General features: G+C 71.8%; 25 protein-coding genes and 1 pseudogene. All 26 read left to right on the forward strand.

Annotated features, from left to right (window positions below; genetic code table 11):
* Positions 1-30 precede the first annotated feature (30 nt).
* A complete protein-coding gene (locus EIM47_RS12900) occupies positions 31-549 on the forward strand; it encodes a flagellar basal body-associated FliL family protein (protein ID WP_028915059.1) in 519 nt (172 codons plus the stop codon).
* 13 nt (positions 550-562) lie between these two features.
* Positions 563-1,576 (forward strand): flagellar motor switch protein FliM, encoded by a 1,014-nt coding sequence (gene fliM, locus EIM47_RS12905; protein WP_019397609.1) that lies wholly within the window; start codon positions 563-565, stop codon positions 1,574-1,576.
* Positions 1,573-1,905, forward strand: coding sequence for a flagellar motor switch protein FliN (gene fliN, locus EIM47_RS12910; RefSeq protein WP_019397610.1), 333 nt, complete (start codon positions 1,573-1,575; stop codon positions 1,903-1,905). The genes fliM and fliN overlap by 4 nt, the downstream gene beginning before the upstream one ends.
* A 2-nt stretch (positions 1,906-1,907) precedes the next feature.
* Positions 1,908-2,309: a flagellar biosynthetic protein FliO gene (fliO, locus tag EIM47_RS12915; RefSeq protein ID WP_028915060.1), complete on the forward strand. Its 402-nt coding sequence runs from the start codon at positions 1,908-1,910 to the stop codon at positions 2,307-2,309.
* A 1-nt stretch (position 2,310) separates the two neighbouring features.
* Positions 2,311-3,078, forward strand: a complete 768-nt coding sequence (gene fliP / locus EIM47_RS12920; protein ID WP_019397612.1) for a flagellar type III secretion system pore protein FliP — start codon at positions 2,311-2,313, stop codon at positions 3,076-3,078.
* A gap of 1 nt (position 3,079) precedes the next feature.
* Positions 3,080-3,349 carry a flagellar biosynthetic protein FliQ gene (locus EIM47_RS12925; protein ID WP_019397613.1) on the forward strand — a complete coding sequence of 90 codons (270 nt, stop codon included), beginning with the start codon at positions 3,080-3,082 and terminating at the stop codon, positions 3,347-3,349.
* Positions 3,350-3,364: 15 nt separating this feature from the next.
* On the forward strand, positions 3,365-4,159 hold the full coding sequence (gene fliR, locus EIM47_RS12930; RefSeq protein ID WP_019397614.1) for a flagellar biosynthetic protein FliR: 795 nt from the start codon (positions 3,365-3,367) through the stop codon (positions 4,157-4,159).
* A gap of 68 nt (positions 4,160-4,227) precedes the next feature.
* On the forward strand, positions 4,228-5,364 hold the full coding sequence (gene flhB, locus EIM47_RS12935) for a flagellar biosynthesis protein FlhB (protein ID WP_019397615.1): 1,137 nt from the start codon (positions 4,228-4,230) through the stop codon (positions 5,362-5,364).
* 41 nt (positions 5,365-5,405) lie between these two features.
* Positions 5,406-7,451, forward strand: coding sequence for a flagellar biosynthesis protein FlhA (gene flhA / locus EIM47_RS12940; RefSeq protein WP_125077144.1), 2,046 nt, complete (start codon positions 5,406-5,408; stop codon positions 7,449-7,451).
* A 171-nt stretch (positions 7,452-7,622) separates the two neighbouring features.
* Entirely contained in the window at positions 7,623-8,999 is a 1,377-nt protein-coding gene (flhF, locus tag EIM47_RS12945; RefSeq protein WP_125077134.1) for a flagellar biosynthesis protein FlhF, read from the forward strand.
* A gap of 37 nt (positions 9,000-9,036) precedes the next feature.
* Positions 9,037-9,870 (forward strand): P-loop NTPase, encoded by an 834-nt coding sequence (locus EIM47_RS12950; RefSeq protein WP_019397900.1) that lies wholly within the window; start codon positions 9,037-9,039, stop codon positions 9,868-9,870.
* Complete coding sequence (locus EIM47_RS12955) at positions 9,867-10,607, forward strand: RNA polymerase sigma factor FliA (RefSeq protein ID WP_019397899.1); 741 nt, start codon at positions 9,867-9,869, stop codon at positions 10,605-10,607. The genes EIM47_RS12950 and EIM47_RS12955 overlap by 4 nt, the downstream gene beginning before the upstream one ends.
* 26 nt (positions 10,608-10,633) lie before the next feature.
* Positions 10,634-11,026, forward strand: a complete 393-nt coding sequence (gene cheY, locus EIM47_RS12960) for a chemotaxis response regulator CheY (RefSeq protein WP_019397898.1) — start codon at positions 10,634-10,636, stop codon at positions 11,024-11,026.
* Complete coding sequence (locus EIM47_RS12965) at positions 11,023-11,652, forward strand: protein phosphatase CheZ (protein ID WP_019397897.1); 630 nt, start codon at positions 11,023-11,025, stop codon at positions 11,650-11,652. Before cheY ends, EIM47_RS12965 begins: the two co-directional genes overlap by 4 nt.
* A gap of 3 nt (positions 11,653-11,655) precedes the next feature.
* Positions 11,656-13,563, forward strand: a complete 1,908-nt coding sequence (locus EIM47_RS12970) for a chemotaxis protein CheA (protein ID WP_125077136.1) — start codon at positions 11,656-11,658, stop codon at positions 13,561-13,563.
* 112 nt (positions 13,564-13,675) lie between these two features.
* Positions 13,676-14,416 (forward strand): flagellar motor protein, encoded by a 741-nt coding sequence (locus EIM47_RS12975; protein WP_019397891.1) that lies wholly within the window; start codon positions 13,676-13,678, stop codon positions 14,414-14,416.
* A gap of 13 nt (positions 14,417-14,429) precedes the next feature.
* Positions 14,430-15,257: pseudogene (motD, locus tag EIM47_RS12980) on the forward strand (flagellar motor protein MotD); the annotation flags it as partial.
* A 188-nt stretch (positions 15,258-15,445) separates the two neighbouring features.
* The gene (locus tag EIM47_RS12985) at positions 15,446-16,231 is read left to right on the forward strand and encodes a ParA family protein (protein ID WP_028915065.1); all 786 of its coding nucleotides are present in this window, start codon (positions 15,446-15,448) and stop codon (positions 16,229-16,231) included.
* 482 nt (positions 16,232-16,713) lie between these two features.
* The gene (locus EIM47_RS16190; protein ID WP_343202897.1) at positions 16,714-17,265 is read left to right on the forward strand and encodes a chemotaxis protein CheW; all 552 of its coding nucleotides are present in this window, start codon (positions 16,714-16,716) and stop codon (positions 17,263-17,265) included.
* Between the two features lie 53 nt (positions 17,266-17,318).
* Positions 17,319-17,627: an STAS domain-containing protein gene (locus EIM47_RS12995; protein WP_019399691.1), complete on the forward strand. Its 309-nt coding sequence runs from the start codon at positions 17,319-17,321 to the stop codon at positions 17,625-17,627.
* On the forward strand, positions 17,624-17,989 hold the full coding sequence (locus tag EIM47_RS13000) for a response regulator (RefSeq protein ID WP_026010741.1): 366 nt from the start codon (positions 17,624-17,626) through the stop codon (positions 17,987-17,989). The genes EIM47_RS12995 and EIM47_RS13000 overlap by 4 nt, the downstream gene beginning before the upstream one ends.
* A 43-nt stretch (positions 17,990-18,032) precedes the next feature.
* Entirely contained in the window at positions 18,033-19,994 is a 1,962-nt protein-coding gene (locus EIM47_RS13005; protein WP_125077138.1) for a chemotaxis protein CheA, read from the forward strand.
* Between the two features lie 99 nt (positions 19,995-20,093).
* Positions 20,094-20,837, forward strand: a complete 744-nt coding sequence (locus EIM47_RS13010; protein ID WP_240626235.1) for a flagellar brake protein — start codon at positions 20,094-20,096, stop codon at positions 20,835-20,837.
* A gap of 86 nt (positions 20,838-20,923) precedes the next feature.
* On the forward strand, positions 20,924-21,403 hold the full coding sequence (locus EIM47_RS13015) for a chemotaxis protein CheW (protein ID WP_019399695.1): 480 nt from the start codon (positions 20,924-20,926) through the stop codon (positions 21,401-21,403).
* A gap of 77 nt (positions 21,404-21,480) precedes the next feature.
* On the forward strand, positions 21,481-21,858 hold the full coding sequence (locus EIM47_RS13020; protein WP_026010743.1) for a hypothetical protein: 378 nt from the start codon (positions 21,481-21,483) through the stop codon (positions 21,856-21,858).
* Positions 21,859-21,931: 73 nt separating this feature from the next.
* Positions 21,932-23,327 (forward strand): MCP four helix bundle domain-containing protein (locus EIM47_RS13025; RefSeq protein ID WP_125077140.1); only part of this gene is annotated, 1,396 nt, incomplete at its 3' end.

A 23,327-nucleotide genomic window follows, 5' to 3' on the forward strand; every position in this document is an offset into this window, starting at 1 on the left:
GCCTTGCCGCAAACCACAGGAGATCGACGCGTGGCCACCGCAGCCGACAGGACCCCCCGCAACTCGCCGAACAGTACTCCCCGCGACGGCGGCAAGCTGCCCCTGGTCATCACCCTGGTCGCGGTGCTGGTGGCCTGCGGCGCCGGCGGCGGTTGGTACTGGAGCTCCCAGCGCGCCAAGGCCGCCGAGCAGGCCGCCGCCGAGGCGGCCAAGCCGCGCCTGCCGGCCCCGGCCCAGTACCTGGCGCTGGAGCCGCCGTTCGTGGTCAACCTCAACGGCGGCATCGAGGGCCCGAAGTACCTGCAGGTGGAGATCCAGCTGATGACCCGCGACAACAACGAGCTGGCGGAGCTGGAGCGCCACGCCCCGGCGATCCGCGCCCGCCTGCTGATGCTGCTGGCGCAGCAGACCGCCGAGGGCATCGCCGACCGCGCCGGCAAGGAAGCGCTGCAGGCCGAGGCCCTGGCCGAGGTGCGCAAGCTGATGCGCGCCGAGACCGGCAAGCCCTGCGCCGAAGCCCTGCTGTTCACCAGCTTCGTGACCCAGTGAGCCGCGCGCGCCCATGACCATCAACGACCTGCTCTCACAGGACGAGATCGACGCCCTGCTGCACGGCGTGGATTCCGGCGCGGTCAACACCGAGCCGGAGCCGGACCCGGGCACCGCGCGGCCGTACGACTTCGCCAGCCAGGACCGCATCATCCGCGGGCGCATGCCCACCCTGGAGATGGTCAACGAGCGCTTCGTGCGCCTGTGGCGCATCGGCCTGTTCAACCTGATCCGGCGCTCGGCCGACATCTCCGTGCGCGGCATCGACCTGATCAAGTTCGGCGAGTACATGCACTCGCTGTACGTGCCGACCAACCTCAACCTGGTGCGCTTCAAGCCGCTGCGCGGCATGGGCCTGATCGTGTTCGAGCCCAAGCTGGTGTTCACCGTGGTGGACAATTTCTTCGGCGGCGACGGGCGCTACCCGACCCGGATCGAGGGCCGCGAGTTCACCGTCACCGAGATGCGGGTGATCCAGCTGATGCTGCGCCAGACCTTCACCGACCTGGTCGAGGCCTGGGCACCGGTGATGGACGTGGAGTTCGAGTACATCAACTCCGAGATCAACCCGCACTTCGCCAACATCGTCACCCCGCGCGAGTACGTGGTGGTCAGCCGCTTCCACGTCGAGCTGGACGGCGGCGGCGGCGAGATCCACGTCACCCTGCCCTATTCCATGCTCGAGCCGATCCGCGAGCTGCTCGACGCCGGCATCCAGAGCGACCGCATCGACCGCGACGAGAGCTGGAACGCCACCCTGCGCGAGCAGCTGCAGCTGGCCGAGGTGACCATCTCCAGCGTGCTGGCGGAGAAGCGCATCGACCTGCGCCAGCTCACCCAGCTGAAGGTCGGCGACGTGCTGCCGATCGAGCTGTCCACCACCGTCCCGGTGTGCGTGGAGAACATCCCGGTGTTCACCGGCCAGTTCGGCCTGTCCAACGGCAGGAACGCGGTGAAGATCGTCCAGACCCACCCGCCCGGCGCCGAAAAGCCGCGCCAGGCCGCCCCCGAGGAAATGCCCGCATGAGCACCGAAGCCCCTGCCGCGACCGCGCAATTCGACGCGCTGCAGTCCGAGCCCGTCCAGGGCGCCAGCGACCTGAACCTGGACGTCATCCTCGACGTGCCGGTGACCCTGTCGCTGGAGGTCGGCCGCACCCGCATGCCGATCCGCAACCTGCTGCAGCTCAACCAGGGCTCGGTGATCGAGCTGGAACGCGGCGCCGGCGAGCCGCTGGACGTGTACGTCAACGGCACCCTGATCGCCCACGGCGAGGTGGTGGTGATCAACGACCGCTTCGGCGTGCGCCTGACCGACGTGGTCAGCCCCAGCGAGCGGATCCGGAGGCTGCGTTGAGCATCCTGCCGCTGCTGCTGGCCGCCGCCCCCGCCGCGCAGGCCGCGCGGCCGGCGGCGCAGGCCCAGGGCCCGGGCCTGTTCGGCGCGTTCTTCGCCCTGCTGCTGGTGCTGGGCCTGATCGTCGGCCTGGCCTGGCTGCTCAAGCGCATGCCCGGCTCCGGCTTCCGTCCCGCCGACGGCCTGCGCGTGGTCGCCTCGCTGCACCTGGGCACCAAGGAGCGCGCGGTGGTGGTGGAGGTCGGCGGCCGCCAGCTGCTGCTGGGCGTCTCCCCGGGCGGCGTGACCCTGCTGCACGAGCTGCCCGAGCCGCTGCCCGCGCCCGAGGCGCCGCGCCTGCCCAACCTCAAGGAACTCCCCAACTTCGCCCAGCTGCTGTCGCAGCGGCTGCGCCGGACCCGCTGACATGAACTCCCGCCGCCTGCTCCTGACCGTCGTGGTGCTGGTGCTGGCCTGCCTGCCGCTGCTGGCCGCCGCCGCGCCGGCGGCGCCGCAGGTGCCATCCCTGCCGAACGTGACCGTGGGCCGCATCGGCGACGCCCCGGTGAGCGTGCCGCTGCAGACCCTGCTGCTGATGACCGGCATCACCCTGCTGCCGTCGCTGCTGCTGGTGATGACCTGCTTCACCCGGATCATCATCGTGCTGGCGCTGCTGCGGCAGGCACTGGGCACCGGCCAGACCCCTTCCAACCAGATCCTGGTGGGGCTGTCGCTGTTCCTGACCGCGATGGTCATGATGCCGGTGTGGCAGAAGGCCTGGGACGCCGGCTTCGGCCCCTACCTCAACGGCGACATCGACTTCCGCAGCGCCTGGGACCTGGGCACCGCGCCGCTGCGCGCGTTCATGCTGGCGCAGGTGCGCGAGACCGACCTGATGACCTTCGCCGGCCTGGCCGGGCATGACACCTACAGCGGCCCGGACGCGGTGCCGTTCCCGGTGCTGGCGGCCTCGTTCGTCACCTCCGAGCTGAAGACCGCGTTCGAGATCGGCTTCCTGATCTTCATCCCGTTCGTGGTGATCGACCTGGTGGTGGCCAGCGTGCTGATGTCGATGGGCATGATGATGCTCTCGCCGATGCTGATCTCCGCGCCGTTCAAGATCCTGCTGTTCGTGCTGGTGGACGGCTGGGTGCTGACCGTCGGCACCCTGGCGGCCAGCTTCAACGGGGTCTGAGATGAGCCCGGAACTGGCCCTGACCGAACTGCGCCGCGCCCTCGAGGTGGCCCTGTGGGTGGGCGGCCCGCTGCTGGTCACCATGCTGGTGGTGGGCGTGGTGGTCGGCATCGTCCAGGCCGCCACCCAGATCAACGAGCCGACCATCGCCTTCATCTCCAAGGCCGTGGCCATGACCGCGGCGCTGTTCGCGCTGGGCAGCTTCCTGCTGGCCTACCTGGTCGACTACACCACCACGCTGTTCCAGCGCATCCCCCACCTGATCGGCTGAGGACGGGAGCGCGCGGTGGATCCGGCAACCCAGATGGTGGTCGACGGCCAGCAGGCCTTCGGCATGATCGGCACGGTCATGTGGACCATGCTGCGCACCGGGGCGATGCTGATGGCGATGCCGCTGATCGGCACCCGCGCGGTACCGGTGCGGGTGCGGGTGCTGGTGGCCGGCGCCCTGGCCATGGCGCTGGCGCCGATGCTGCCGCCGGTGCCGGAGTTCGCCGGCCTGGACGCGGCCAGCGTGCTGGGCGTGGCCCGGGAACTGGCGGTGGGCGTGGCCATGGGCTTCTGCCTGCGCCTGATGTTCGAGGCCGGGGCGTTCGCCGGCGAGATCGTGTCCCAGGGCATGGGCCTGGCGTTCGCGCAGATGAACGACCCGTTGCGCGGCACCAGTTCCGGCGTGGTCGCGCAGTGGTTCTACCTCGCCTTCGGCCTGCTGTTCTTCGCCAGCGACGGACACCTGGCCATGGTCGCGATGCTGGTGCGCAGCTACCAGGCCCTGCCGATCGGCGCCGGCTGGACCGATGCCGCGGCCGGGCTGTCGGTGCCGGTGCAGCTGTTCCCGGCGGTGCTGCGCGGCGGCCTGGGCCTGGCCCTGCCGCTGATGATGGCGATGCTGGCCACCAACCTCACCTTCGGCGTGCTGGCCAAGGCCGCGCCTTCGCTGCATCCGGTGCAGCTGGGCCTGCCGGTGGCGGTGCTGACCGGCATGCTGTTGCTGTCGCTGCTGGCCGGCGAGATCGCGCGCCCGGTGCAGGCGCTGTTCGACACCGCGTTCGACGCCGGCATGGCCGTCCCCGCGCCCTGAGCCGGCGCCTGGAACGGAACTTGCACTGACCGCCCCGCGCCGGCCCCCTTCCGGCGCCGGAGACCGGCATGGCCGAGAACGAGGACGGCCAGGAAAAAACCGAACAGCCAACCGGCAGACGCCTGCAGAAGGCGGCCGAGGAAGGCAACGTCCCGCGTTCGCGCGAACTGGGCAACGCGGCGCTGTTCGGCGCCGGCGTGGTGGCGGTGATCGCCGGCGGTCCAATGTTCGCGCGCGGCGCGGCCGGCTGGATGCGCAACGCGCTGGCGCCCGACCTGGGGATGCTGGAGGACCCGTCCCTGCTGTTCGGGCACATGGGCATGCTGCTGCTGAAGCTGTTCGCGGTGGTGCTGCCGCTGCTGGGCGTGGCGCTGCTGGCCTGCCTGGTCGCGCCGGTGCTGATGGGCAGCCTGCAGTTCAACCTCAAGGCACTGGCGCCCAAGCCCGAGCGCCTCAACCCCCTGGCCGGGCTGCAGCGCATGGTCAGCAGCGACGGCCTGGTGGAACTGGCCAAGTCGCTGCTGCGCGTGGCGTTGCTGGGCACCGCCTGCGGCCTGGTGCTGGTGCACGGCTTCGACGTGCTGCGCGCCATGCCCGGGCAGTCGCTGGAGGACGCCGCGCGCACCGGCCTGTACTTCGCCGGCCGCCTGCTGGGCGCCGCCGCGGTGGCGCTGCTGCTGCTGGCCCTGGCCGATGCGCCGTACCAGAAGTGGAACCGGCTCCGCAAGCTGAAGATGACGCGCCAGGAAGTGCGCGAAGAAATGAAGGAGGCCGACGGCAACCCGCAGGTCAAGGGCAAGATCCGGCAGATGCAGTTCCAGATGTCGCAGCGCCGGATGATGGAGGCGGTGCCGACCGCCGACGTGGTGGTGGTCAACCCGACCCACTACGCGGTGGCCCTGAAGTACGACGGCGGCAGCATGCGCGCGCCGAAGGTGGTGGCCAAGGGCGTGGACGAGCTGGCGATGCGGATCCGCGAGGTGGCCGACGCCCACCGCGTGGCGATCGTGTCCGCGCCGCCTCTGGCACGCGCCTTGTATCGCGAGGGTGAGCTCGACAAGGAGATCCCCGTGAGACTGTACGCCGCCGTGGCCCAGGTCCTGTCCTACGTGTACCAGCTGCGCGCCTGGCGCCCCGGTACCGGGCGCGCGCCGCAGCTGGGCACGGTCGAGGTCAGGGAATTCCCGGAGGATGACGGCAAGTGAGCGCGACCGCTTCCCAGCCGCTGTCCCGCCGCCTGCTGGAAATGGCCCGCAATGGCATCGGCGCGCCACTGTTGGTGCTGGCCCTGCTCGCCATGGTGGTGGTGCCGCTGCCGCCGCTGCTGCTGGATGCCCTCTTCAGCTTCAACATCGCCATCTCGCTGGTGGTGCTGCTGGCCGTGGTCTACGTGCAGCGGCCGCTGGACTTCACCATCTTCCCGGTCATCCTGCTGACCACCACCATGCTGCGGCTGGCGCTGAACGTGGCGTCCACCCGCGTGATCCTGCTGCACGGCCAGGCCGGCGGCGACGCCGCCGGCAAGGTGATCGCCGCCTTCGGCGAGTTCGTGGTCGGCGGCAACTACGCGGTCGGCATCGTGGTGTTCGCGATCCTGACCATCATCAACTTCGTGGTCATCACCAAGGGCTCCGGGCGCATCTCCGAGGTGACCGCGCGCTTCATCCTCGACGCCATGCCCGGCAAGCAGATGGCGATCGACGCCGACCTCAATGCCGGCCTGATCACCCGCGAGGAGGCCAAGGCCCGCCGCGACGAGGTCCGCGAGGAGGCCGACTTCTACGGCGCGATGGACGGCGCCAGCAAGTTCATCCGCGGCGACGCCGTCGCCGGCATCCTGATCCTGTTCATCAACCTGCTGGGCGGCTTCGCCGTGGGCATGTTCCAGCACGGCATGGCCGCCGCCGACGCCGCCTCGACCTACACCCTGCTGTCGATCGGCGACGGCCTGGTGGCGCAGCTGCCGGCGCTGCTGGTGTCCTCGGCCGTGGCCATGCTGGTGACCCGCGCCTCGCGCGCCCAGGACATGGGCCAGGCGGTGGTCGGCCAGGCCTTCGGCCAGTACCGCGCCCTGGGCGTGGCCTCGGCCATCCTGGTGACGGTGGGCCTGGTGCCGGGCATGCCCAACGTCGCTTTTCTGACGCTGGGCGCGGTGCTCGGCTTTGCTGCCTGGAAGCTGTGGCAGCGCAAGCAGCAGGAGGAATCCGCGGCGGCGCGGGCCGAGGCCGCCGGGCCGGCGGCCGCCCCGGGCCAGGCGGCCGGCGAGCTGGACTGGGACGAGCTGCGCCCGGTCGATCCGCTGGGCCTGGAGGTCGGCTACCGCCTGATCCCGCTGGTGGACAAGACCCAGGGCGGCGAGCTGATGGCGCGGATCAAGGGCGTGCGCCGCAAGCTCACCCACGAGATCGGCTTCCTGATCCCGCCGGTGCACATCCGCGACAACCTGGAGCTGCAGGCCAACCAGTACCGCCTGCTGGTACACGGCGTGCCGGTAGCCACCGCCGAGATCCAGCCGGACCGCGAACTGGCCCTGGACCCGGGCGGCGCGCTTGGCCCGATCGACGGCATCAAGGGCAAGGACCCGGCGTTCGGCCTGGACGCGGTGTGGATCCACCCGCACCAGCGCGCCCAGGCCGAGGCCCTGGGCTACACCGTGGTCGACCCGGCCACCGTGGTCGCCACCCACCTGTCCCACCTGGTGCGCGAGCACGCCCCGGAGCTGCTGGGGCACGAGGAGGTGCAGCAGCTGCTGGCCACCCTCGCCCGCAGCGCGCCGAAGCTGGCCGAGGACCTGGTGCCCAAGACCCTGCCGCTGTCGGTGGTGGCGCGGGTGCTGCAGAACCTGCTGGTGGAGCGGATCCCGGTGCGCCAGCTGCGCAAGATCGCCGAGGCCCTGCTCGAGCACGGCGCCTACAGCCAGGACCCGGCCGTGCTCACCGCCGCGGTCCGCAACAGCCTGGGCCGCTTCATCGTCCAGGAGATCGCCGGCGCCTCGCCGGAGCTGCCGGTGTTCACCCTGGCCGCGCCTCTGGAACGGGTCTTGCAGGAGTCCGCGCAGGGCAACGGCGCCGCGGCGCTGGAGCCCGGGTTGGCCGAACGCCTGCAGCAAAGCCTGGCCGAGTGCGCCGGGCGGCAGGAGGCGAAGGGCGAACCGGCGGTGGTCCTGGTACCGGCCACCGTGCGCGCCTCGCTGGCGCGGCTGGTACGCCACAGCGTGCCGTCGCTGTCGGTGCTGGCCTACACCGAGGTACCGGAGGACAAGCGGCTGAAGCTGGTCGGAACAATCAACTGAAAGCCGTGATTGGGGATTCGTGGTTCGTGATTCGAAAAAGCGGATCGCGGCGGACTGGGAAGGAAGTGGGATGAACAAGGCAACAAGAACACGGATACGGACAGGCCGCGGAGGCCCGGCATCTGCTTCTTCCAATCACCAATCACCAATCACGGATCACGGCCCCTAACCATGAAAATCAAGCGTTTCGTTGCCGCCGACATGCGTACCGCGCTGCGGATGGTCCGCGCCGAGCACGGACCGGATGCCGTGATCCTCTCCAACCGCCGCACCGAGGAAGGGGTGGAGATCGTCGCGGCCAGCAACTACGACGAGGACGCGGTGCAGCGGGCCCTGATCGAGGCCCAGCGCGCCAGTGAACCGGCGCCCGCACCCGCGGCCCCGACGCCGGCCGCCGCCCCTGCCCCTGCCCCTGCCCCTGCCCCTGCCCCGCACGACTTCGCCGCCGCCATGGCCGCGGCCCTGGCCACCCCGACCGCGCGCGCGGTCTCGGTGCTGCCGCCGGAGGTGGTCATGGCGCATCCTGCCGCCCCGGCCGGTCCCGCCCCCGCGGCGCCTGCGCCCGCCCCGGAACCGGCGCCCCCGGCCGCCAGTCCGGCCCCGACCCTGGCCGCGGTGCCGGCCCCGGTGGCGCCGGCCGACGACGAGCAGCTGCGCGCCATGCGCGAGGAACTGGCGCAGATGCGCGCCATGATCGAGCGCGAGATGCACCGCCTGACCGACGAGCGCCTGCGCGGCTCGCCGGTGCGGCTGGCGGCGATGGAGCTGATGGAGGACTACGGCTTCGACGCCGGGATCACCCGCGACATCGTCCTGGAACTGCCGGCCGACACCCCGATGCACCGCGGCCGCGGCCTGATGCTGGGCCTGATCTCGCGGCGCCTGCCGGTGTGCCCGGTGGACCCGCTGGAGGCCGGCGGCGTGATCGCCCTGGTCGGCCCCACCGGCGCCGGCAAGACCACCACCATCGCCAAGCTGGCCGCCCGCTTCGTGGCCGAGCACGGCCCGCGCGACATCGCCCTGGTCACCACCGACACCTCCCGCATCGGCGGTCGCGAGCAGCTGTACGGCTACGGCCGCCAGCTGGGCATCGCGGTGCACGAGGCCGACAGCGACGCGGCCCTGATCCAGCTGCTGCAGCGCCTGCAGGACTACCGCCTGGTGCTGGTGGACACCGCCGGCCTCGGCCAGCGCGACCGCGCCCTGGCCAACCAGCTCAACTGGCTGCGCGCCGCACGCAACGTCAGCACCCTGCTGGTGCTGCCGGCCAACTCCCACTTCGCCGACCTGGACGAGGTCGTGCGCCGCTTCGGCCCGGCCCGCCCGCAGGGCGTGGTCCTGACCAAGGTCGACGAGACCGGGCGCCTGGGCAGCGCGTTGTCGGTGGTCGTGGACCACCAGCTGCCGCTGACCTGGGTGACCGACGGCCAGCGGGTCCCGGAGGACCTGCACCGGGCCAATGCCGCCAGCCTGGTGCTTCGCCTTGAAGATCTGCGCCGGGCTGCCGATAAGCCGAACATCCCGGAGGCCGACCATGCCGTCGCCTGAGTCCCGCCCCGCAACCCCGAGCCCCTTCCGCCCGACGATGAACCACGCACCGCTCGCCCCCGTCCGCAGCATCGCCATCACCGGCGGCAAGGGTGGCGTGGGCAAGACCAACCTGTCGGTCAACCTGGCCGCCTCGCTGGCGGCGCTGGGCAAGCGCACCCTGCTGCTGGACGCCGACCTGGGCCTGGCCAACGTCGACGTGCTGCTGGGCCTGTCCCCGCAGCACACCCTGGCCGACCTGGTCGCCGGCCGCTGCGAGCTGGAGGACGTGATCCTGGAAGGCCCCAACGGCATGCTGGTGGTGCCGGCCGCCTCCGGGCGCCGGCACATGGCCGAACTGCAGCCAGCCCAGCACGTGGGACTTGTCAATGTTTTCAATGACCTGCAGCGTGATCTTGACATTCTGGTTGTAGACACTGCCGCCGGCATCACCGACAGCGTGCTGACCTTCTGCCAGGCCGCCCAGGACGCGGTGGTGGTGGTCTGCGACGAGCCGGCCTCGATCACCGACGCCTACGCCCTGATCAAGGTCCTGTCCCGCGAGCGCGGCGTGGACCGGGTCCAGGTGGTGGCCAACATGGTGCGCAGCCCGGCCGAGGGCCGCGGCCTGTACGACAAGCTGTCGCGGGTATGCGAGCGCTTCCTCGGCGACGTCTCGCTGAACTTCCTCGGCGCGGTGCCGCAGTGCGACTGGCTGCGCATGGCGGTGCAGCGCCAGCAGGCCGTCGCCACCGCCTACCCGGCCAGCCCCTCGGCCCGCGCCATCGCCGAGATCGCCCGCCGCGCGGCGCGCTGGCAGGCGCCGACCGCCCCGCGCGGCAACATCGAGTTCTTCGTCGACCGGATGATCCGGCAAGGCGCGGTCGCATGAATGCCGTGGCCGAATACCGCGCCGTGCGCGGCAGCAACGACGACGCCATCACCCGGCATGCCGACCTGGTGCGGCGCATCGCCCACCACCTGGCGGCGCGCCTGCCGGCCAGCGTCGAGGTCGACGACCTGATCCAGGCCGGCATGATCGGCCTGATCGAGGCCAGCCGCAGCTACGACCCCGACCAGGGCGCCTCGTTCGAGACCTACGCCTCGATCCGCATCCGCGGCGCGATGATCGACGAGATCCGGCGCGGCGACTGGGTGCCGCGCTCGGTGCACCGCCGCGCCCGCGACGCCGCCGCCGCGGTGCGCGAGATCGAGCAGGCCACCGGCCGCGCCGCCGCGCCGCAGGAAGTGGCGGCCAAGCTGGACATGCCACTGCCGGAGTACCTGCGCCTGCTGGAGGACGCCTCTCGCGGCCAGGTGCTGAGCCTGGACTCGCACGTGGAGGACCACGGCGACGTGCAGGTCAACAGCAACAGCCCCACCCCGCAGCAGCTGCTGGAGCGCAGCGATTTCGGCCGCGAGCTGGCGGCGGCCATCTCCAACCTGCCCGAGCGCGAACAGCTGGTGCTGTCGCTGTACTACGAGCAGGAGCTGAACCTGAAGGAGATCGGCGCGGTGCTCGGGGTCAGCGAGTCCCGGGTGTGCCAGATCCACGGCCAGGCCGTGCTGCGCCTGCGCGGCCGCCTGTCCCAGTACGAATCACGTGATGCCGGTCTGGACGACGACTGAGCACGCAACGCCAAACGGAGCACGAAGTGAACAAGAACATGCGGATCCTGATCGTGGACGACTTCTCGACGATGCGACGCATCGTCAAGAACCTGCTCAACGATCTGGGCTACAGCAACACCGCCGAGGCCGACGACGGCCACACCGCGCTGGCGGCCCTGCGCGCGCAGCCGTTCGACTTCGTCATCACCGACTGGAACATGCCGGGCATGACCGGCATCGAGCTGCTGCGCAGCATCCGCGCCGACCCCAAGCTCAAGACCCTGCCGGTGCTGATGGTCACCGCCGAGGCCAAGCGCGAGCAGATCCTGGAGGCCGCGCAGAACGGCGTGAACGGCTACATCATCAAGCCGTTCACCGCGCAGACCCTCGAGGAGAAGCTCAACAAGATCTTCGAACGGCTGGCGGCGACGGCATGAGCACCACCGCATCCCCCGAGCGTGCGGCGCTGGTCCAGCGCCTGCACGACGCCCTGGAAGCCCTGGACCGCGGCGACGAAAGCGCACTGCGCGCCGAGATCGACGCCCTGGCCGCCGCCCGCACCCGTCCGCTCGTGCAGGGCCTCGGCCGGCTGGCGCGCGAACTGAGCCAGGCCCTGGGCGAACTGCCGGAGGTCCCCGGCGCCGACGACCATGGCGTGGAGGGGGTCGAACTGGACGACGCCTGCGCGCGCCTGGACCACGTCATCGGCATGACCGAGCAGGCCACCCACCGCACCCTGGACCTGGCCGACGAATGCCGCGCCCTGGTCGAGGGCCTGCGCGCCGAAGGCGTGACCGACGGCCAGGACCAGGTGCTGGACCGCATCCGCCGCAACCTCACCGAGATCGCCCTGACCCAGAGCTACCAGGACCTGACCGGGCAGATCATCCGCCGCGTCGCCGGGATCGTGCGCCGCGTCCACGAAGGCTTCGGCGAACTGGGCCTGCCGCCGCGCGCCGAGCCGCGCGAGCCCGCGCTGGCGGGCCCCGCGGTGGCCGGGCTGGACACCCATGCGGTCAGCCAGAACGACGCCGACGCCCTGCTGTCGGAACTGGGGCTGTAAGCCATGAGCGGTGTGACGCCCGAAATCGCCGCGGACTTCATCGTCGAGGCCCAGGAGATCCTGGACCGGCTCGGCGAGCAGCTGGTGGAGCTGGAGCGCGCGCCCCAGGACAGCGAGCAGCTCAATGCGGTGTTCCGCGGCTTCCACACCCTCAAGGGCGGTGCCGGCTTCCTCGGCATCCAGCCGATGGTCGAGCTGTGCCACGCCGCCGAGGAAACCCTGGGCGCCGCCCGCTCCGGCACCGCCGAACTGGACCCGCTGCACTTCGACGCCGCCCAGCGCTCGCTGGACTGGTTGCAGGCCATGCTCGACGCGGTCGCCGCCGGCACCGAGCCGGAGCACGCGCCGCCGGAGCTGATCGCGCAGTTCGCCCTGGTCGCGCCGCCCGCGCCGCAGCCGCAGGCCGCGCCGCAGCCCGTGGCGGCGCCCGCGCCGGCCGGCGGCGACGACCTGATCAGCGACGACGAGTTCGAGGCCCTGCTCGACCAGCTGCACGGCAAGGCCGCGCCCGGCGCCAAGCCCGCAGCCGCGCCCGCGCCGGCCACCGCGGCTGCGGACACCATCACCGACGACGAATTCGAGGCGCTGCTGGACCAGTTGCACGGCAAGGCGCCGCCCGGGGCCAAGCCGCTGCCGGCCGCCGCGCCGGCCCCGGCACCGGCGGCCGCTGCGCCGCCGCCCGCTCCCAACCCCGTGCCGCAGCCGGCCGCCCCGCGCCCGGCCAGCCCGCCCCCGCGCGCCGCCGCCGCGGGCGAGGCCGAGCACACCGTGCGCGTGGACACCCGCCGCCTGGACGCGATCGTCAACCTGATCGGAGAGCTGGTGCTGGCGCGCAACCGGCTCAAGACCCTGCGCGCGCGCCTGCGCGACGACGAACTCGACCGCGCCGTGGCCAGCCTCGACGTGGCCACCGCGCGCCTGCAGTCGGCGGTCATGCGCACGCGCATGCAGCCGGTGGGCAAGGTGTTCTCGCGCTTCCCGAAGGTGGCGCGCGACGTCGCCCGCTCGCTGGCCAAGGAAGTCGAACTGGAGATGGTCGGCGCCGACACCGAGCTGGACCGCAACCTGGTCGAGGCCCTGGCCGATCCGCTGGTGCACCTGGTGCGCAACGGCATCGACCACGGCGTGGAGGCGCCGGAAGTGCGCGAGGCCTCCGGCAAGCCGCGCGTGGGCCGGCTGCGCCTGGCCGCGCAGCAGGAAGGCGACTACGTCACCATCGAGGTCCAGGACGACGGCGCCGGCATCGATCCGGAGCGCCTGCGCGCCAAGGCGCGCGAGAAGGGGCTGCTCGACCCGGAGGCCGCGGCACGCCTGGGCGCGGACGAATGCCTGCAGCTGGTGTTCCTGCCCGGCTTCTCCACCAAGACCCAGGTCACCGACATCTCCGGCCGCGGCGTGGGCATGGACGTGGTGCAGTCGCGCATCCGCGAGCTGGGCGGGCAGATCCAGATCCAGTCCGAGCTCGGCCGCGGCACCCGCTTCCTGATCCGCGTCCCGCTGACCCTGGCGATCCTGCCCACCCTGCTGGTGCAGGCCGGCGAGGCGGTGTACGCCCTGCCGCTGGCGCGGGTGCAGGAGGTGCTGCACGCCAAGCCCTCCGCGCTGGGCTGGTTCGACGGCCGTCCGGTGATGGACCGCCAGAGCCATACCCTGCCGCTGGTGGACCTCCGCCGCTGGCTGGGGCTGGAGCCGCTGTCCGGCAACGGCGCCCTGACCGTGGTCGTGCTGCAGATGGGCGACGCCCGCTTCGGCCTGATCGTCGACCAGGTGCGCGGCCGCGAGGAAGTGGTGATCAAGCCGCTGCCCAAGGCCCTGCGCGGCCTGCCCGGCTATGCCGGCGCGACCCTGATCGGCGACGGCCGCCTGGCGCTGATCCTGGACGTCGACGGCCTGCGCGCCAGCAGTCCGTGAGCGCGCGGCGCACGCCGTGCGCGTGCGCCGTTCCGCGCAGCCGCGCGCCGGCGGCGATGCCGGCGGGCGTTCCCGCTCAAGTCCCAGTCCACGTGCGCCGATAACCCGACATATGGACATCCTCAGCCTCATCGGTCTGCTCCTTGCCCTGGTCGCGCTGATCGGCGGCGCCATCCTCAAGGGCGCCGGCCTCGGTTCGCTGTGGTCGGCCGCCGCGTTCGTGATCGTGATCCTCGGCACCTTCGCCGCGATCTTCGTGCACACCCCGCCGCCGGTGTTCAAGCGCGCCCTGGGCATCGTCGGCTGGGTGCTGCGCCCGCCGGCCGCCGACCGCGCCGCGCTGATGGCGCAGATCCTGGAATGGAGCAACATCGCCCGCCGCCAGGGCCTGCTGGGCCTGGAGCAGCAGGTCGGCGAGCAGGAGGACCCGTTCCTGAAGAAGGGCCTGCAGATGCTGGTCGACGGCGTGGAGCCGGAGCAGATCCGGCACATGCTGGAGATCGACCTGGAGAGCCAGGAGAACCAGGAGCTGGCCGCTGCCAAGGTGTTCGAGGGCATGGGCATCTACGCCCCGACCCTGGGCATCGTCGGCGCCGTGTTCGGGCTGATCGCGGTGATGAAGAACCTGGCCGATCCGTCCAAGCTCGGCCACGGCATCGCCGCCGCGTTCACCGCGACCATCTACGGCATCGCCTCGGCCAACCTGTTCTTCCTGCCGATCGCCTCCAAGCTCAAGGCGGTCATCGGCCGCCGCACCGGCGAGCGGGAGATGATCATCGAGGGCCTGATCGCGATCGCGCAGGGCGAGAACCCGCGCAACATCGAATCCAGGCTCGCCGGCTTCCTGCACTGACCCGGAGCCGTCGATGGCGCGCAGGAAGAAGCACGAGGAGCACGGCAACCACGAGGCCTGGGCGATCCCCTACGCCGACCTGATGACGCTGCTGCTGGCGTTCTTCGTGGTGATGTACGCGATCTCCACCCTCAACGAGGGCAAGTACCGGGTGCTGGCCGACGCCCTGACCGCCGCCTTCGGCGGCGCGCCGCGCACCATCAACCCGGTGCAGGTCGGCAACTTCCAGCTGCAGGGCTCGGACTACGACCGGCCCTCGCCGATCAAGTCCGGCGCCCGCCACGGCCCGTCTGCGCCCTCGCCCGCGCCCAACCCCACCCTGCTTCCGGCGCTGGCCTCGCACATGCGCACCGGCGTGCCGCTGGACGTGTCCGACCGCGCCGCCGTGCAGCGCGCCCAGCGCCAGCTCGGCAACATCGCCACGCGCCTGGAGGAGGCGCTGGCGCCGCTGGTCGACGCGCGCCTGATCACCGTCCGCCGCGCCGAGCTGTGGCTGGAGGTGGAGATCAACAGCGACATTCTGTTCGACACCGGCTCGGCCGCGCTGGACGCATCCGCGCGCGAGGTGCTCACCCGCCTGGCCGACGTGCTGCGCGAGACCCCCAACCCGGTGCGGGTGGAGGGCTATACCGACAACCGCCCGATCAACACCGTGCAGTTCCCGTCCAACTGGGAGCTGTCGGCGGCGCGCGCGGCCAGCGTGGTGCACCTGTTCTCGGCGCAGGGCGTGGCCCCGGAGCGGCTGGCCATGGTCGGCTACGGCGAGCACCGCCCGCGCGCGGACAACCTCACCGAGGAAGGCCGCAACCGCAACCGCCGCGTGGTCCTGATCGTGCTGGCCGCGCCCGGCGCCGCCGGCGATGCGGACCCCGGCGCGGAGGAAGGCGTGGCGGTCAAGAGCGGCGCGCAGGTGCCGATAGCAGAGGTGGCAGCCAGCCAGCCGGTGCCCGGGCGCGCGGCACCCGGCCAGGCGGCCACCGCTGCCGCGCCCGGCGCGGCAGCCGAAAGAACCACAGGAGGATCCGACTGATGCGCGTGTGGGCGATCGCCAACCAGAAAGGCGGCGTGGGCAAGACCACCACCACCCTGGCCCTGGGCCGCGGCCTGGCCACGCGCGGCAGCCGCGTGCTGCTGGTGGACCTGGACCCGCATTCGTCCCTGACCCGCACCTTCGGCGTGCCCGCCGACCCGGCCCCGGAAGGCGTGATGGAGCTGTTCGCCACGCCGCCGCGGCCGCTGGCGAGCCTCGCCCGGACCAGCGCGGTCGAGCGCCTGGACTACGTGTGCGCGCAGACCGCCCTGGCCACCCTGGAGCGGCGCAGCGCCAACCAGCCCGGCCTCGGCCTGGCCCTGGCGCAGGCCCTGGCCCGCCATGCCGGCCAGCACGACTACGTGCTGCTGGACTGCCCGCCGACCCTGGGCCTGCTGATGATCAACGCCCTGGCCGCGGCCGACCGCGCGATCATCCCGACCCAGGCCGAGCCGCTGGCGCTGCACGGCCTGGCCGGCATGCGCCGCACCGCGGAGATGGTCGAGCGCTCGCGCCGGCGCCCGCTGCCGGTGTCGGTGCTGCCGACCCTGTACGACCGCCGCACCCGCGCCGGCCAGGAAGCACTCAAGCGCATGCAGGACGAACACGGCGAGCGCGTGTGGGATGACGCGATCCCGGTCGATACCCGGCTGTGCAATACCGAACTGCTGGTGCAGCCGTTTGCCGACGAGGGTGCCTATCCCGGGCGTGCCCTGTCCGCCTACCGGCGTGCGCTGGACTGGATCCTGGCCAGCGATGCCCAGGCCCTGGAACAGGCGGCATGAACGGGGTCGCGGCACTGGACGACTACCTGGACGGACTGCTGGCCCCCGAGCCTGCGGCCGGCGAGGCCGCGCCTGCCGCCCAGGCCCCTGCGGGCGATGCGCAGGCTCCCTCGCCGCCGCCTGGAGCGGAGGCTACGGTCATGGACGAGCGCCCGGCTGACGTTCCGGCTGACGTGGCTGATGCGGCGGCAGACCCGGCCGAGGCTCCGTCGGAGGCCGCGGTCGGGCCGGATGGAGCGGCCGGTACCCCGGCGCCCGCTGGCGCCACCGAAGCCGCCCCGGCGGCGGCCGCCGTCGGGCCCGCCCCGGCAGTGGCGGCCCCGGCAGAACCCGCCCCCGGCCCGGCGGCGGTCCCGGCTCCCGCGCCCGCTCCGATGGCGGCCCCTGCTCCGGCCCCAGCGCCCGCTCCCGCGCCGCGCATCGTGGCCCCTGCGCCGGTTCCCGCCGCCGCGCCCGTGCCGCCGCCACCCGCGCCGGCTCCCGTGGCCCGCCGCACCCAGCCTCCGGCACCCGCGCCGGCCCCGGTCCCGCACGCGCCGCGTGCGGCCCATGCCGCCGCGGATGAGTCGACCGCGGCCGACCCCACCGGGCACAGCTCGCGCTGGCTGCGCCTGCGCTGCGGCAGCCAGCGCTACGGCCTGGAACTGCTCAAGGTCCAGGAAGTGGTGCTGCCGGTGCCGCTGCTGGCCCTGCGCGGCACGGTCCCGGCCATGCTCGGGGTGATGAACCTGCGCGGCCAGGTCGTGCCGGTACTGGACCTGGGCATGCACCTGGGCCAGCCCGCGCAACCGGATACCGCCGCCACCCGCTTCGTCGTGCTCGAGGAAAAGGGCGAGGTGCTGGGCCTGCGCGTGTCCGCGGTCGAGGACGTGGTCACCCTCGGCCAGTCCCAGGTCGAGCCGCCCGGCACCACCCAGGTGCGGCTGGCCGGCAACGGCCTGTTCCGCGGCATCGCCCGCCTCGGCGGCGAGCCGATGGTGCTTCTGGACGCCTCCTGCCTGCTGGCCCCGGCCGGCGCGGACGCGTGGCGCTAAAGCCTGCGCCGCGGCGGCCGCTATCCAGACCGACCCCACTGCGTGGAGAAACGATGAACACCGTTTCCCTGGGCGAGGACCTCGGCATCGAGGCCAGCGCCGAGCTCAAGGAGCGCCTCTCGGCACACCTGGATGCCAGCGAACTGGCCCTGGATGGCACCGCCGTGCGCCGCGTGCACACCGCGGCCATGCAGGTGCTGTGCGCGTTCTTCCGCAGCCGCCGCGAACTGGGGCGCCGCACCGAGCTGTCCGGGTGCAGCGACGCCCTGCGCGACGCCGCCCGCCTGCTGGGCCTGTCCGGCCAGCTGGGGCTCACCGACCAACAAGACTTGAATAAGAAAGAAGTGGAGAACGCCGCATGAGCGCACGCATTCTGGTAGTGGACGATTCGGCCTCGATGCGCCAGATGGTCTCGTTCGCCCTGACCTCGGCCGGGTTCGCCGTGGAGGAAGCCGAGGACGGCCAGGTCGCGCTCAACCGCGCCCAGGGACAGCGTTTCAACGCGGTGGTGACCGACGTGAACATGCCGAACATGGACGGCATCTCGCTGATCCGCGCCCTGCGCGCCCTGCCGGACTACAAGTTCACCCCGCTGCTGATGCTGACCACCGAGTCGGCCGCGGACAAGAAGGCCGAGGGCAAGGCCGCCGGCGCCACCGGCTGGCTGGTCAAGCCGTTCAACCCCGAGCAGCTGGTCGCCACCGTGCAGAAGGTCCTGGGCTGATCCCGGGCCACCCGCCATACCCCCAAGTTTCGAGCGCGCCACCATGAGCATGGACCTGCAACGCTTCCACGCGACCTACTTCGAGGAAAGCCGCGAGGGCCTGGACGCGATGGAGGCCGGCCTGCTGGCGCTGGAAAGCGGCAGTACCGACCCCGAAGTCATCAACTCGGTGTTCCGCGCCGCCCACTCCATCAAGGGCGGCGCGGCCACGTTCGGGTTCGAGAAGATGGCCGCGCTGACCCACGTGCTGGAGACGCTGCTGGAAGAGATCCGCGGCGGCAAGCGCGCCCTCGCCTCCAGCGCGGTCGACGCCATGCTCGGCTCGGTGGACGTGCTCCGCGCCCTGCTGGCCGAGGCCGAGCACGGGCACCCCGCCGACACCGCCGCGATCGAGGCCGTGCACCAGCGCCTGCAGCAGGAGCTGGGCCAGCCCGGCGCCGCGGCCGCGGCCAAGGCCGCCGCCGAGCCGGAGCCGGAAGGCTGGGACATCGCCTTCAGCCCGGCGCCGTCGCTGTTCATGAGCGGCAACGACCCGCTGCGCATCATCCGCGAGCTGGAGCACCTGGGCCCGCTGGAAGTCAACGCGCGCCTGGAGAAGCTGCCCGAATTCGCCCAGCTCGATCCACTGGAAGCGTGCATCGCCTGGGACCTGGGCCTGCGCGGCAAGGTCCCGCGCAGCGCGATCGACGACGTGTTCGCCTGGGTGGTGGACGACTGCGAGCTGGACATCCGCCCGCAGCTGCCCGCCGCGCCCGCCGCGGCTGCACCCGCGGCCCAGGCCGCGCCGGCCGCCGCGCACCCGGGCGCCGGCGCCCCGGCGGCCGCGGGCGTGCACGAGGCCGAGACCTCCATCCGCGTCAGCGTCGACAAGGTCGACGCCCTGATCAACCTGGTCGGCGAGCTGGTGATCACCCAGGCCATGCTCAAGCAGGTCAGCGGCGGCATGGACCCGGCCCAGGCCGAGCGCCTGTTCGCCGGCCTGGAACTGCTGGAGCGCAATACCCGCGACCTGCAGGAAGCGGTGATCGGCGTGCGCATGCTGCCGGTGGATGCGGTGTTCCGCCGCTTCCCGCGCCTGGTGCGCGACCTGTCCGGCCGCCTTGGCAAGCACGTGCGCCTGCGCACCATCGGCGAAGGCACCGAGCTGGACAAGGGCCTGATCGAGAAGATCGCCGACCCGCTGGTGCACCTGGTGCGCAACGCCATCGACCACGGCCTGGAACTGCCGGACGCGCGCAAGGCGGCCGGCAAGGACGAGACCGGCACCATCACCCTGGCCGCCTCGCACCAGGGCGGGCACATCGTGATCGAGGTCGCCGACGACGGCCGCGGCCTGAACCGCGCCAAGATCCTGGCCAAGGCCGCCGAGCGCGGCCTGGCGATCCCGGACAACCCCACCGATTCGCAGGTCTGGGACCTGATCTTCCAGCCCGGCTTCTCCACCGCCGACCAGGTCACCGACCTGTCCGGGCGCGGCGTGGGCATGGACGTGGTGCGCAAGAACATCCAGGCCCTGGGCGGCGAGGTGCAGCTGGAGAGCGCCGAGGGCCGCGGCACCCGCGTGGTCATCCGCCTGCCGCTGACCCTGGCCATCCTCGACGGCATGGTCGTGTCCAGCGGCGGCGAGATCCTGATCCTGCCGCTGAGCCACGTACTGGAAGCGCTGCAGCCGGAGCCGGACGACATCCGCACCGTCGCCGGCGAAGGCCGGGTGCTGCGCGTGCGCGGCGAGTACCTGCCGCTGCTGTCGCTGGCCGGCACCTTCGGCTATGGCGACGGCTCCGGCGAATCGCTGGTGGTGGTGGTCGAGGGCGACGGCCAGAAGCTGGCGCTGCAGGTCGAGGAACTGGTCGGCCAGCAGCAGGTGGTGGTCAAGAACCTGGAGAAGAACTACCGCCGCGTGCCGGGCATCTCCGGCGCGACCATCCTCGGCGACGGCCGTGTGGCCCTGATCGTCGACGTCGGCGGCCTGGCCCGCCAGCGGCAGCTGCCGCTGGCCGCCTGAGGCGGTGGCGGCGCCCGCTCAAGTCGCCCCGCCGGCGGCCGATAAGGCCAGCAACGAGGCCCCGACCAACAAGGGATGACGGCTGCCACCGAGCCAGGCTTGGCCCCCATTGACCTGCCCGATGCGGAGCGCTACCAGCTGCGCGCCCCGCGGGAAGTGCTGCGCGTGCTGCATGCGCTGGTCGACGGCCGTGCCCTGATCAGCGCCCACCTGCTGCCCGGCGGCCTGTCCTGCCCCACCGCGCTGCTGGAAGCCGGGCCGGACGGCGTACTGCTGGACGGCAACCGCCAGGAGGCGATCAACCAGCGCATGGCGGCGGCCGAGCAGGTGCTGTGCGTGTCGCAGCTGGACCGGGTACGGGTCCAGTTCCGCCTGCAGCGCCTGCAGCTCGTCCCCGGCGAAGGACCGGCGACCTTCGCCGCGCAGCTGCCGTCCTCGGTACTGCAGCTGCAGCGCCGCGAGCTGTACCGGCTGGAGCTGATCCCCGGGCCGGTGGCCACGGTGCTGGTGCCGCCGCGCCACGAAGGCCAGTCCCCGATGCAGGTCCGGGTGGTGGACATCAGCGGCGGCGGGGTGGCCCTGGCCATCGGCGAGGAGGACCAGGCGCACTTCCCACCGGGCGGGCAGCTGGACGCCTGCACCCTGGAACTGCCTGATGGCGGCCGCCCGATCCCGGTGCGTCTGCAGGTCGCTCACACCTCGCGGCGGCAGCAGCTGGCGCGGCATCCGGTGCGGGTCGGCTGCCGCTTCGTCGACCTGCCGGCCAGCGCCGAGCAGCGGATCCTGCAGTTCATCTTCCGGGTCGAGCGCCAGCGCATGGCGCGCGAGCGGGGTGTGGTGTAGCGGGCCCTAAAGTTGCGCCGCCAACGGCCGATTCAACCCGGGAAGCCAGCGCGCATTGCGCCGACATGCCCCTGCAGGAGCAAACAATGAGCAGCACCCCGGTCCCCTCTACGGGCGAATTCCTCACCTTCACCCTGGGCGAAGAGAACTACGGCGTCGACATCCTCAAGGTCCAGGAGATCCGGGGCTACGACTCGGTCACCCGCGTCCCGGACGCGCCGGAGTACATCAAGGGCGTGATCAACCTGCGCGGCACCATCGTGCCGGTGATCGACCTGCGCCTGAAGCTGCGCCTGAAGGAAGCACGCTACGACAGCTTCACCGTGATGATCGTGCTGAACGTCGACGACCGCGTCGTCGGCATCGTGGTGGACAGCGTGTCCGACGTGGTGCCGCTGGCCGCCGAGCAGATCCGCCCCACCCCGGAGTTCGGCGCCTCGGTCGATACCCGCTTCATCAGCGGCATCGGCACCCTCGACGACCGCATGCTCATCCTGCTCGACATCGAGACCCTGCTGGACAGCGCCGACCTGGGCGAGGCCCAGGCCCTGGACACCGCTACCTGAGAACCCTTGCCAACGGCTGCCGCCGGGCGATCCCGGGGCGGCCCGCCTTTCCGTTCCCGCCATTGGAGTATGCCCCCATGAATCGTTTGACCAAGACCTTGTCCCTGGTGGCCGCCCTGGCCGCGGCGCCCGCCGCCTTCGCCCAGGAAGCCGTCCCCGCCGAGCAGGCCGTGCGCTTCATCGGCAAGGACGTGATGGTCTGCGGCAAGGTCGAGAAGACCCGCTGGGCCCAGAACACCGAGGGCGAGCCGACCTTCCTGTACATGGGCGGCATGTTCCCGCGCCACACCTTCTCCGCGCGCATCCCGGGCGACCAGCGCGGCAAGTTCAAGCCCACTCCGGAGGAGCTGGAGGGTCGCGACGTGTGCGTGATCGGCACCGTCCAGCGCGACGCCAGCCGCGCCGAGATCGCGGTGACCTCGCCGGCCAACATCAAGCTGGCCAACCTGAAGTAACAACAAAAACCTGGCGGGATGCCCGCGGGCATCCCGCACCCAATTGCCGCGAATATTCGGGGGAGTACGCTGCATGCATTGGCTCAAGAACTTGAAGCTCACGCCAAAACTGATGCTGGCTTTTGGCGTGGTGCTGGTATTGCTGGCCGCGCAGGGCGTCGGCGCCTACTACGGGCTGTCGTCGCTCAACCGGGCTACCACCAACCTGTCCCAGGGCAGCATGCAAAGCGTCTCCGTGGCGGCGGAGCTGCGTGCCCTGCTGGGCGAGTACCGCACCGCGGCCTACCGCGGGCTGGTGCGCGCCAGCGATGCCGTCAAGCTGGACGCGCGCGAGCGTAGCGCCAAGCTGTCGGAGCAGATCGACCAGTCCCTGGCGGCCTACGGCAAGCTCGCCGCGACCGCCGAGGAGCGCAAGCTGCTGGAGGAGCTGACCACCTCCTGGCACAAGGCCCGCGCCTCCTACGAGTCGGTCAACGAACTGATCGACCTGGAGCTGCCGGACGACGCCCTGGACACCTTCCTGGGCGAAACCTCGGACCTGCACAACGCCGCCACCGCCGCCGTCACCGCGCTGATCCAGGAAACCGACCGCCAGGCCGACCAGTCCGTGGCCAGCGCGGGCACCGCCTACGCGACCTCGGTGACCACCATCGTGGTGATGCTGCTGGTGGGCGTGGCCGGTGGCCTGGCCATCGCCTTCTTCATCGCCCGCAACCTGGCCGGTGCGATGCGCGGTGCCGTGGCCGTGGCCAACGACGTCGCCACCGGCAAGCTGGACAGCCGCATCGACATCCGGGGCTCGGACGAGATCGCCGACCTTATGCGCGCGATGCAGCGCATGCAGCACGACCTGCGCGAGCGCACCGAGCGCGACCAGAAGGTCGCGGCGGAGAACCTGCGCATCCGTACCGCGCTGGAAGCCTCCACCACCGGCCTGATGATCACCGATCCGGAATACCGCATCGTCTACCGCAACCCGGCGCTGGCCCGGATGCTGGAAGGCCATGCCGACCAGGTCGCGGCCGCCCTGCCCCACCTTGACATGGAGGCGCCGCTGGTCGGCCAGCCGGTCGAGGTCCTGGAGATCGGCGGCAAGATCGCGCAGGACTTCGTCGCCCGCCTGGAGCGCGAAGGCAGTGCCGCCCGCGAGGTGCAGTACGGCGATGCCTGCTTCGCGCAGAACATCTCCACCATCCTCGACGCCGAAGGCAAGTACGTCGGCATGGTGTGCGAGTGGCGCGACCGCACCGCCGAGATCCGGGTCGAGCAGGAGGTGGCGCGCGTGGTCGAGGCAGCCGCGGCCGGCGACCTGTCCGGGCGCATCGACACCAGCGACAAGCAGGGCTTCCTGCTGCAGCTGGCGGTGCAGCTCAACGGCCTGCTGGACGCCAACGCGATCAGCCTGGCCGAGGTCTCGCGCCTGCTGACCGCCCTGGCCCAGGGCGACTTGACGGTGCGCATGGAGGGCC

The organism is Pseudoxanthomonas sp. SGT-18 (assembly GCF_003931645.1).
Lineage (GTDB): Bacteria > Pseudomonadota > Gammaproteobacteria > Xanthomonadales > Xanthomonadaceae > Pseudoxanthomonas.

Coding starts and splice junctions, on each gene's coding strand:
- EIM47_RS13015 (WP_019399695.1), top strand. CDS start 20,924: ATGAGCAGCACCCCGGTCCCCTCTACGGGCGAATTCCTCACCTTCACC.
- EIM47_RS12985 (WP_028915065.1), top strand. CDS start 15,446: ATGCGCGTGTGGGCGATCGCCAACCAGAAAGGCGGCGTGGGCAAGACC.
- EIM47_RS12955 (WP_019397899.1), top strand. CDS start 9,867: ATGAATGCCGTGGCCGAATACCGCGCCGTGCGCGGCAGCAACGACGAC.
- flhB (WP_019397615.1), top strand. CDS start 4,228: ATGGCCGAGAACGAGGACGGCCAGGAAAAAACCGAACAGCCAACCGGC.
- EIM47_RS12950 (WP_019397900.1), top strand. CDS start 9,037: ATGAACCACGCACCGCTCGCCCCCGTCCGCAGCATCGCCATCACCGGC.
- flhA (WP_125077144.1), top strand. CDS start 5,406: ATGGCCCGCAATGGCATCGGCGCGCCACTGTTGGTGCTGGCCCTGCTC.
- EIM47_RS12995 (WP_019399691.1), top strand. CDS start 17,319: ATGAACACCGTTTCCCTGGGCGAGGACCTCGGCATCGAGGCCAGCGCC.
- EIM47_RS13000 (WP_026010741.1), top strand. CDS start 17,624: ATGAGCGCACGCATTCTGGTAGTGGACGATTCGGCCTCGATGCGCCAG.
- fliM (WP_019397609.1), top strand. CDS start 563: ATGACCATCAACGACCTGCTCTCACAGGACGAGATCGACGCCCTGCTG.
- EIM47_RS12925 (WP_019397613.1), top strand. CDS start 3,080: ATGAGCCCGGAACTGGCCCTGACCGAACTGCGCCGCGCCCTCGAGGTG.
- EIM47_RS13020 (WP_026010743.1), top strand. CDS start 21,481: ATGAATCGTTTGACCAAGACCTTGTCCCTGGTGGCCGCCCTGGCCGCG.
- EIM47_RS12970 (WP_125077136.1), top strand. CDS start 11,656: ATGAGCGGTGTGACGCCCGAAATCGCCGCGGACTTCATCGTCGAGGCC.
- flhF (WP_125077134.1), top strand. CDS start 7,623: ATGAAAATCAAGCGTTTCGTTGCCGCCGACATGCGTACCGCGCTGCGG.
- fliP (WP_019397612.1), top strand. CDS start 2,311: ATGAACTCCCGCCGCCTGCTCCTGACCGTCGTGGTGCTGGTGCTGGCC.
- EIM47_RS12965 (WP_019397897.1), top strand. CDS start 11,023: ATGAGCACCACCGCATCCCCCGAGCGTGCGGCGCTGGTCCAGCGCCTG.
- fliN (WP_019397610.1), top strand. CDS start 1,573: ATGAGCACCGAAGCCCCTGCCGCGACCGCGCAATTCGACGCGCTGCAG.
- EIM47_RS12975 (WP_019397891.1), top strand. CDS start 13,676: ATGGACATCCTCAGCCTCATCGGTCTGCTCCTTGCCCTGGTCGCGCTG.
- EIM47_RS13005 (WP_125077138.1), top strand. CDS start 18,033: ATGAGCATGGACCTGCAACGCTTCCACGCGACCTACTTCGAGGAAAGC.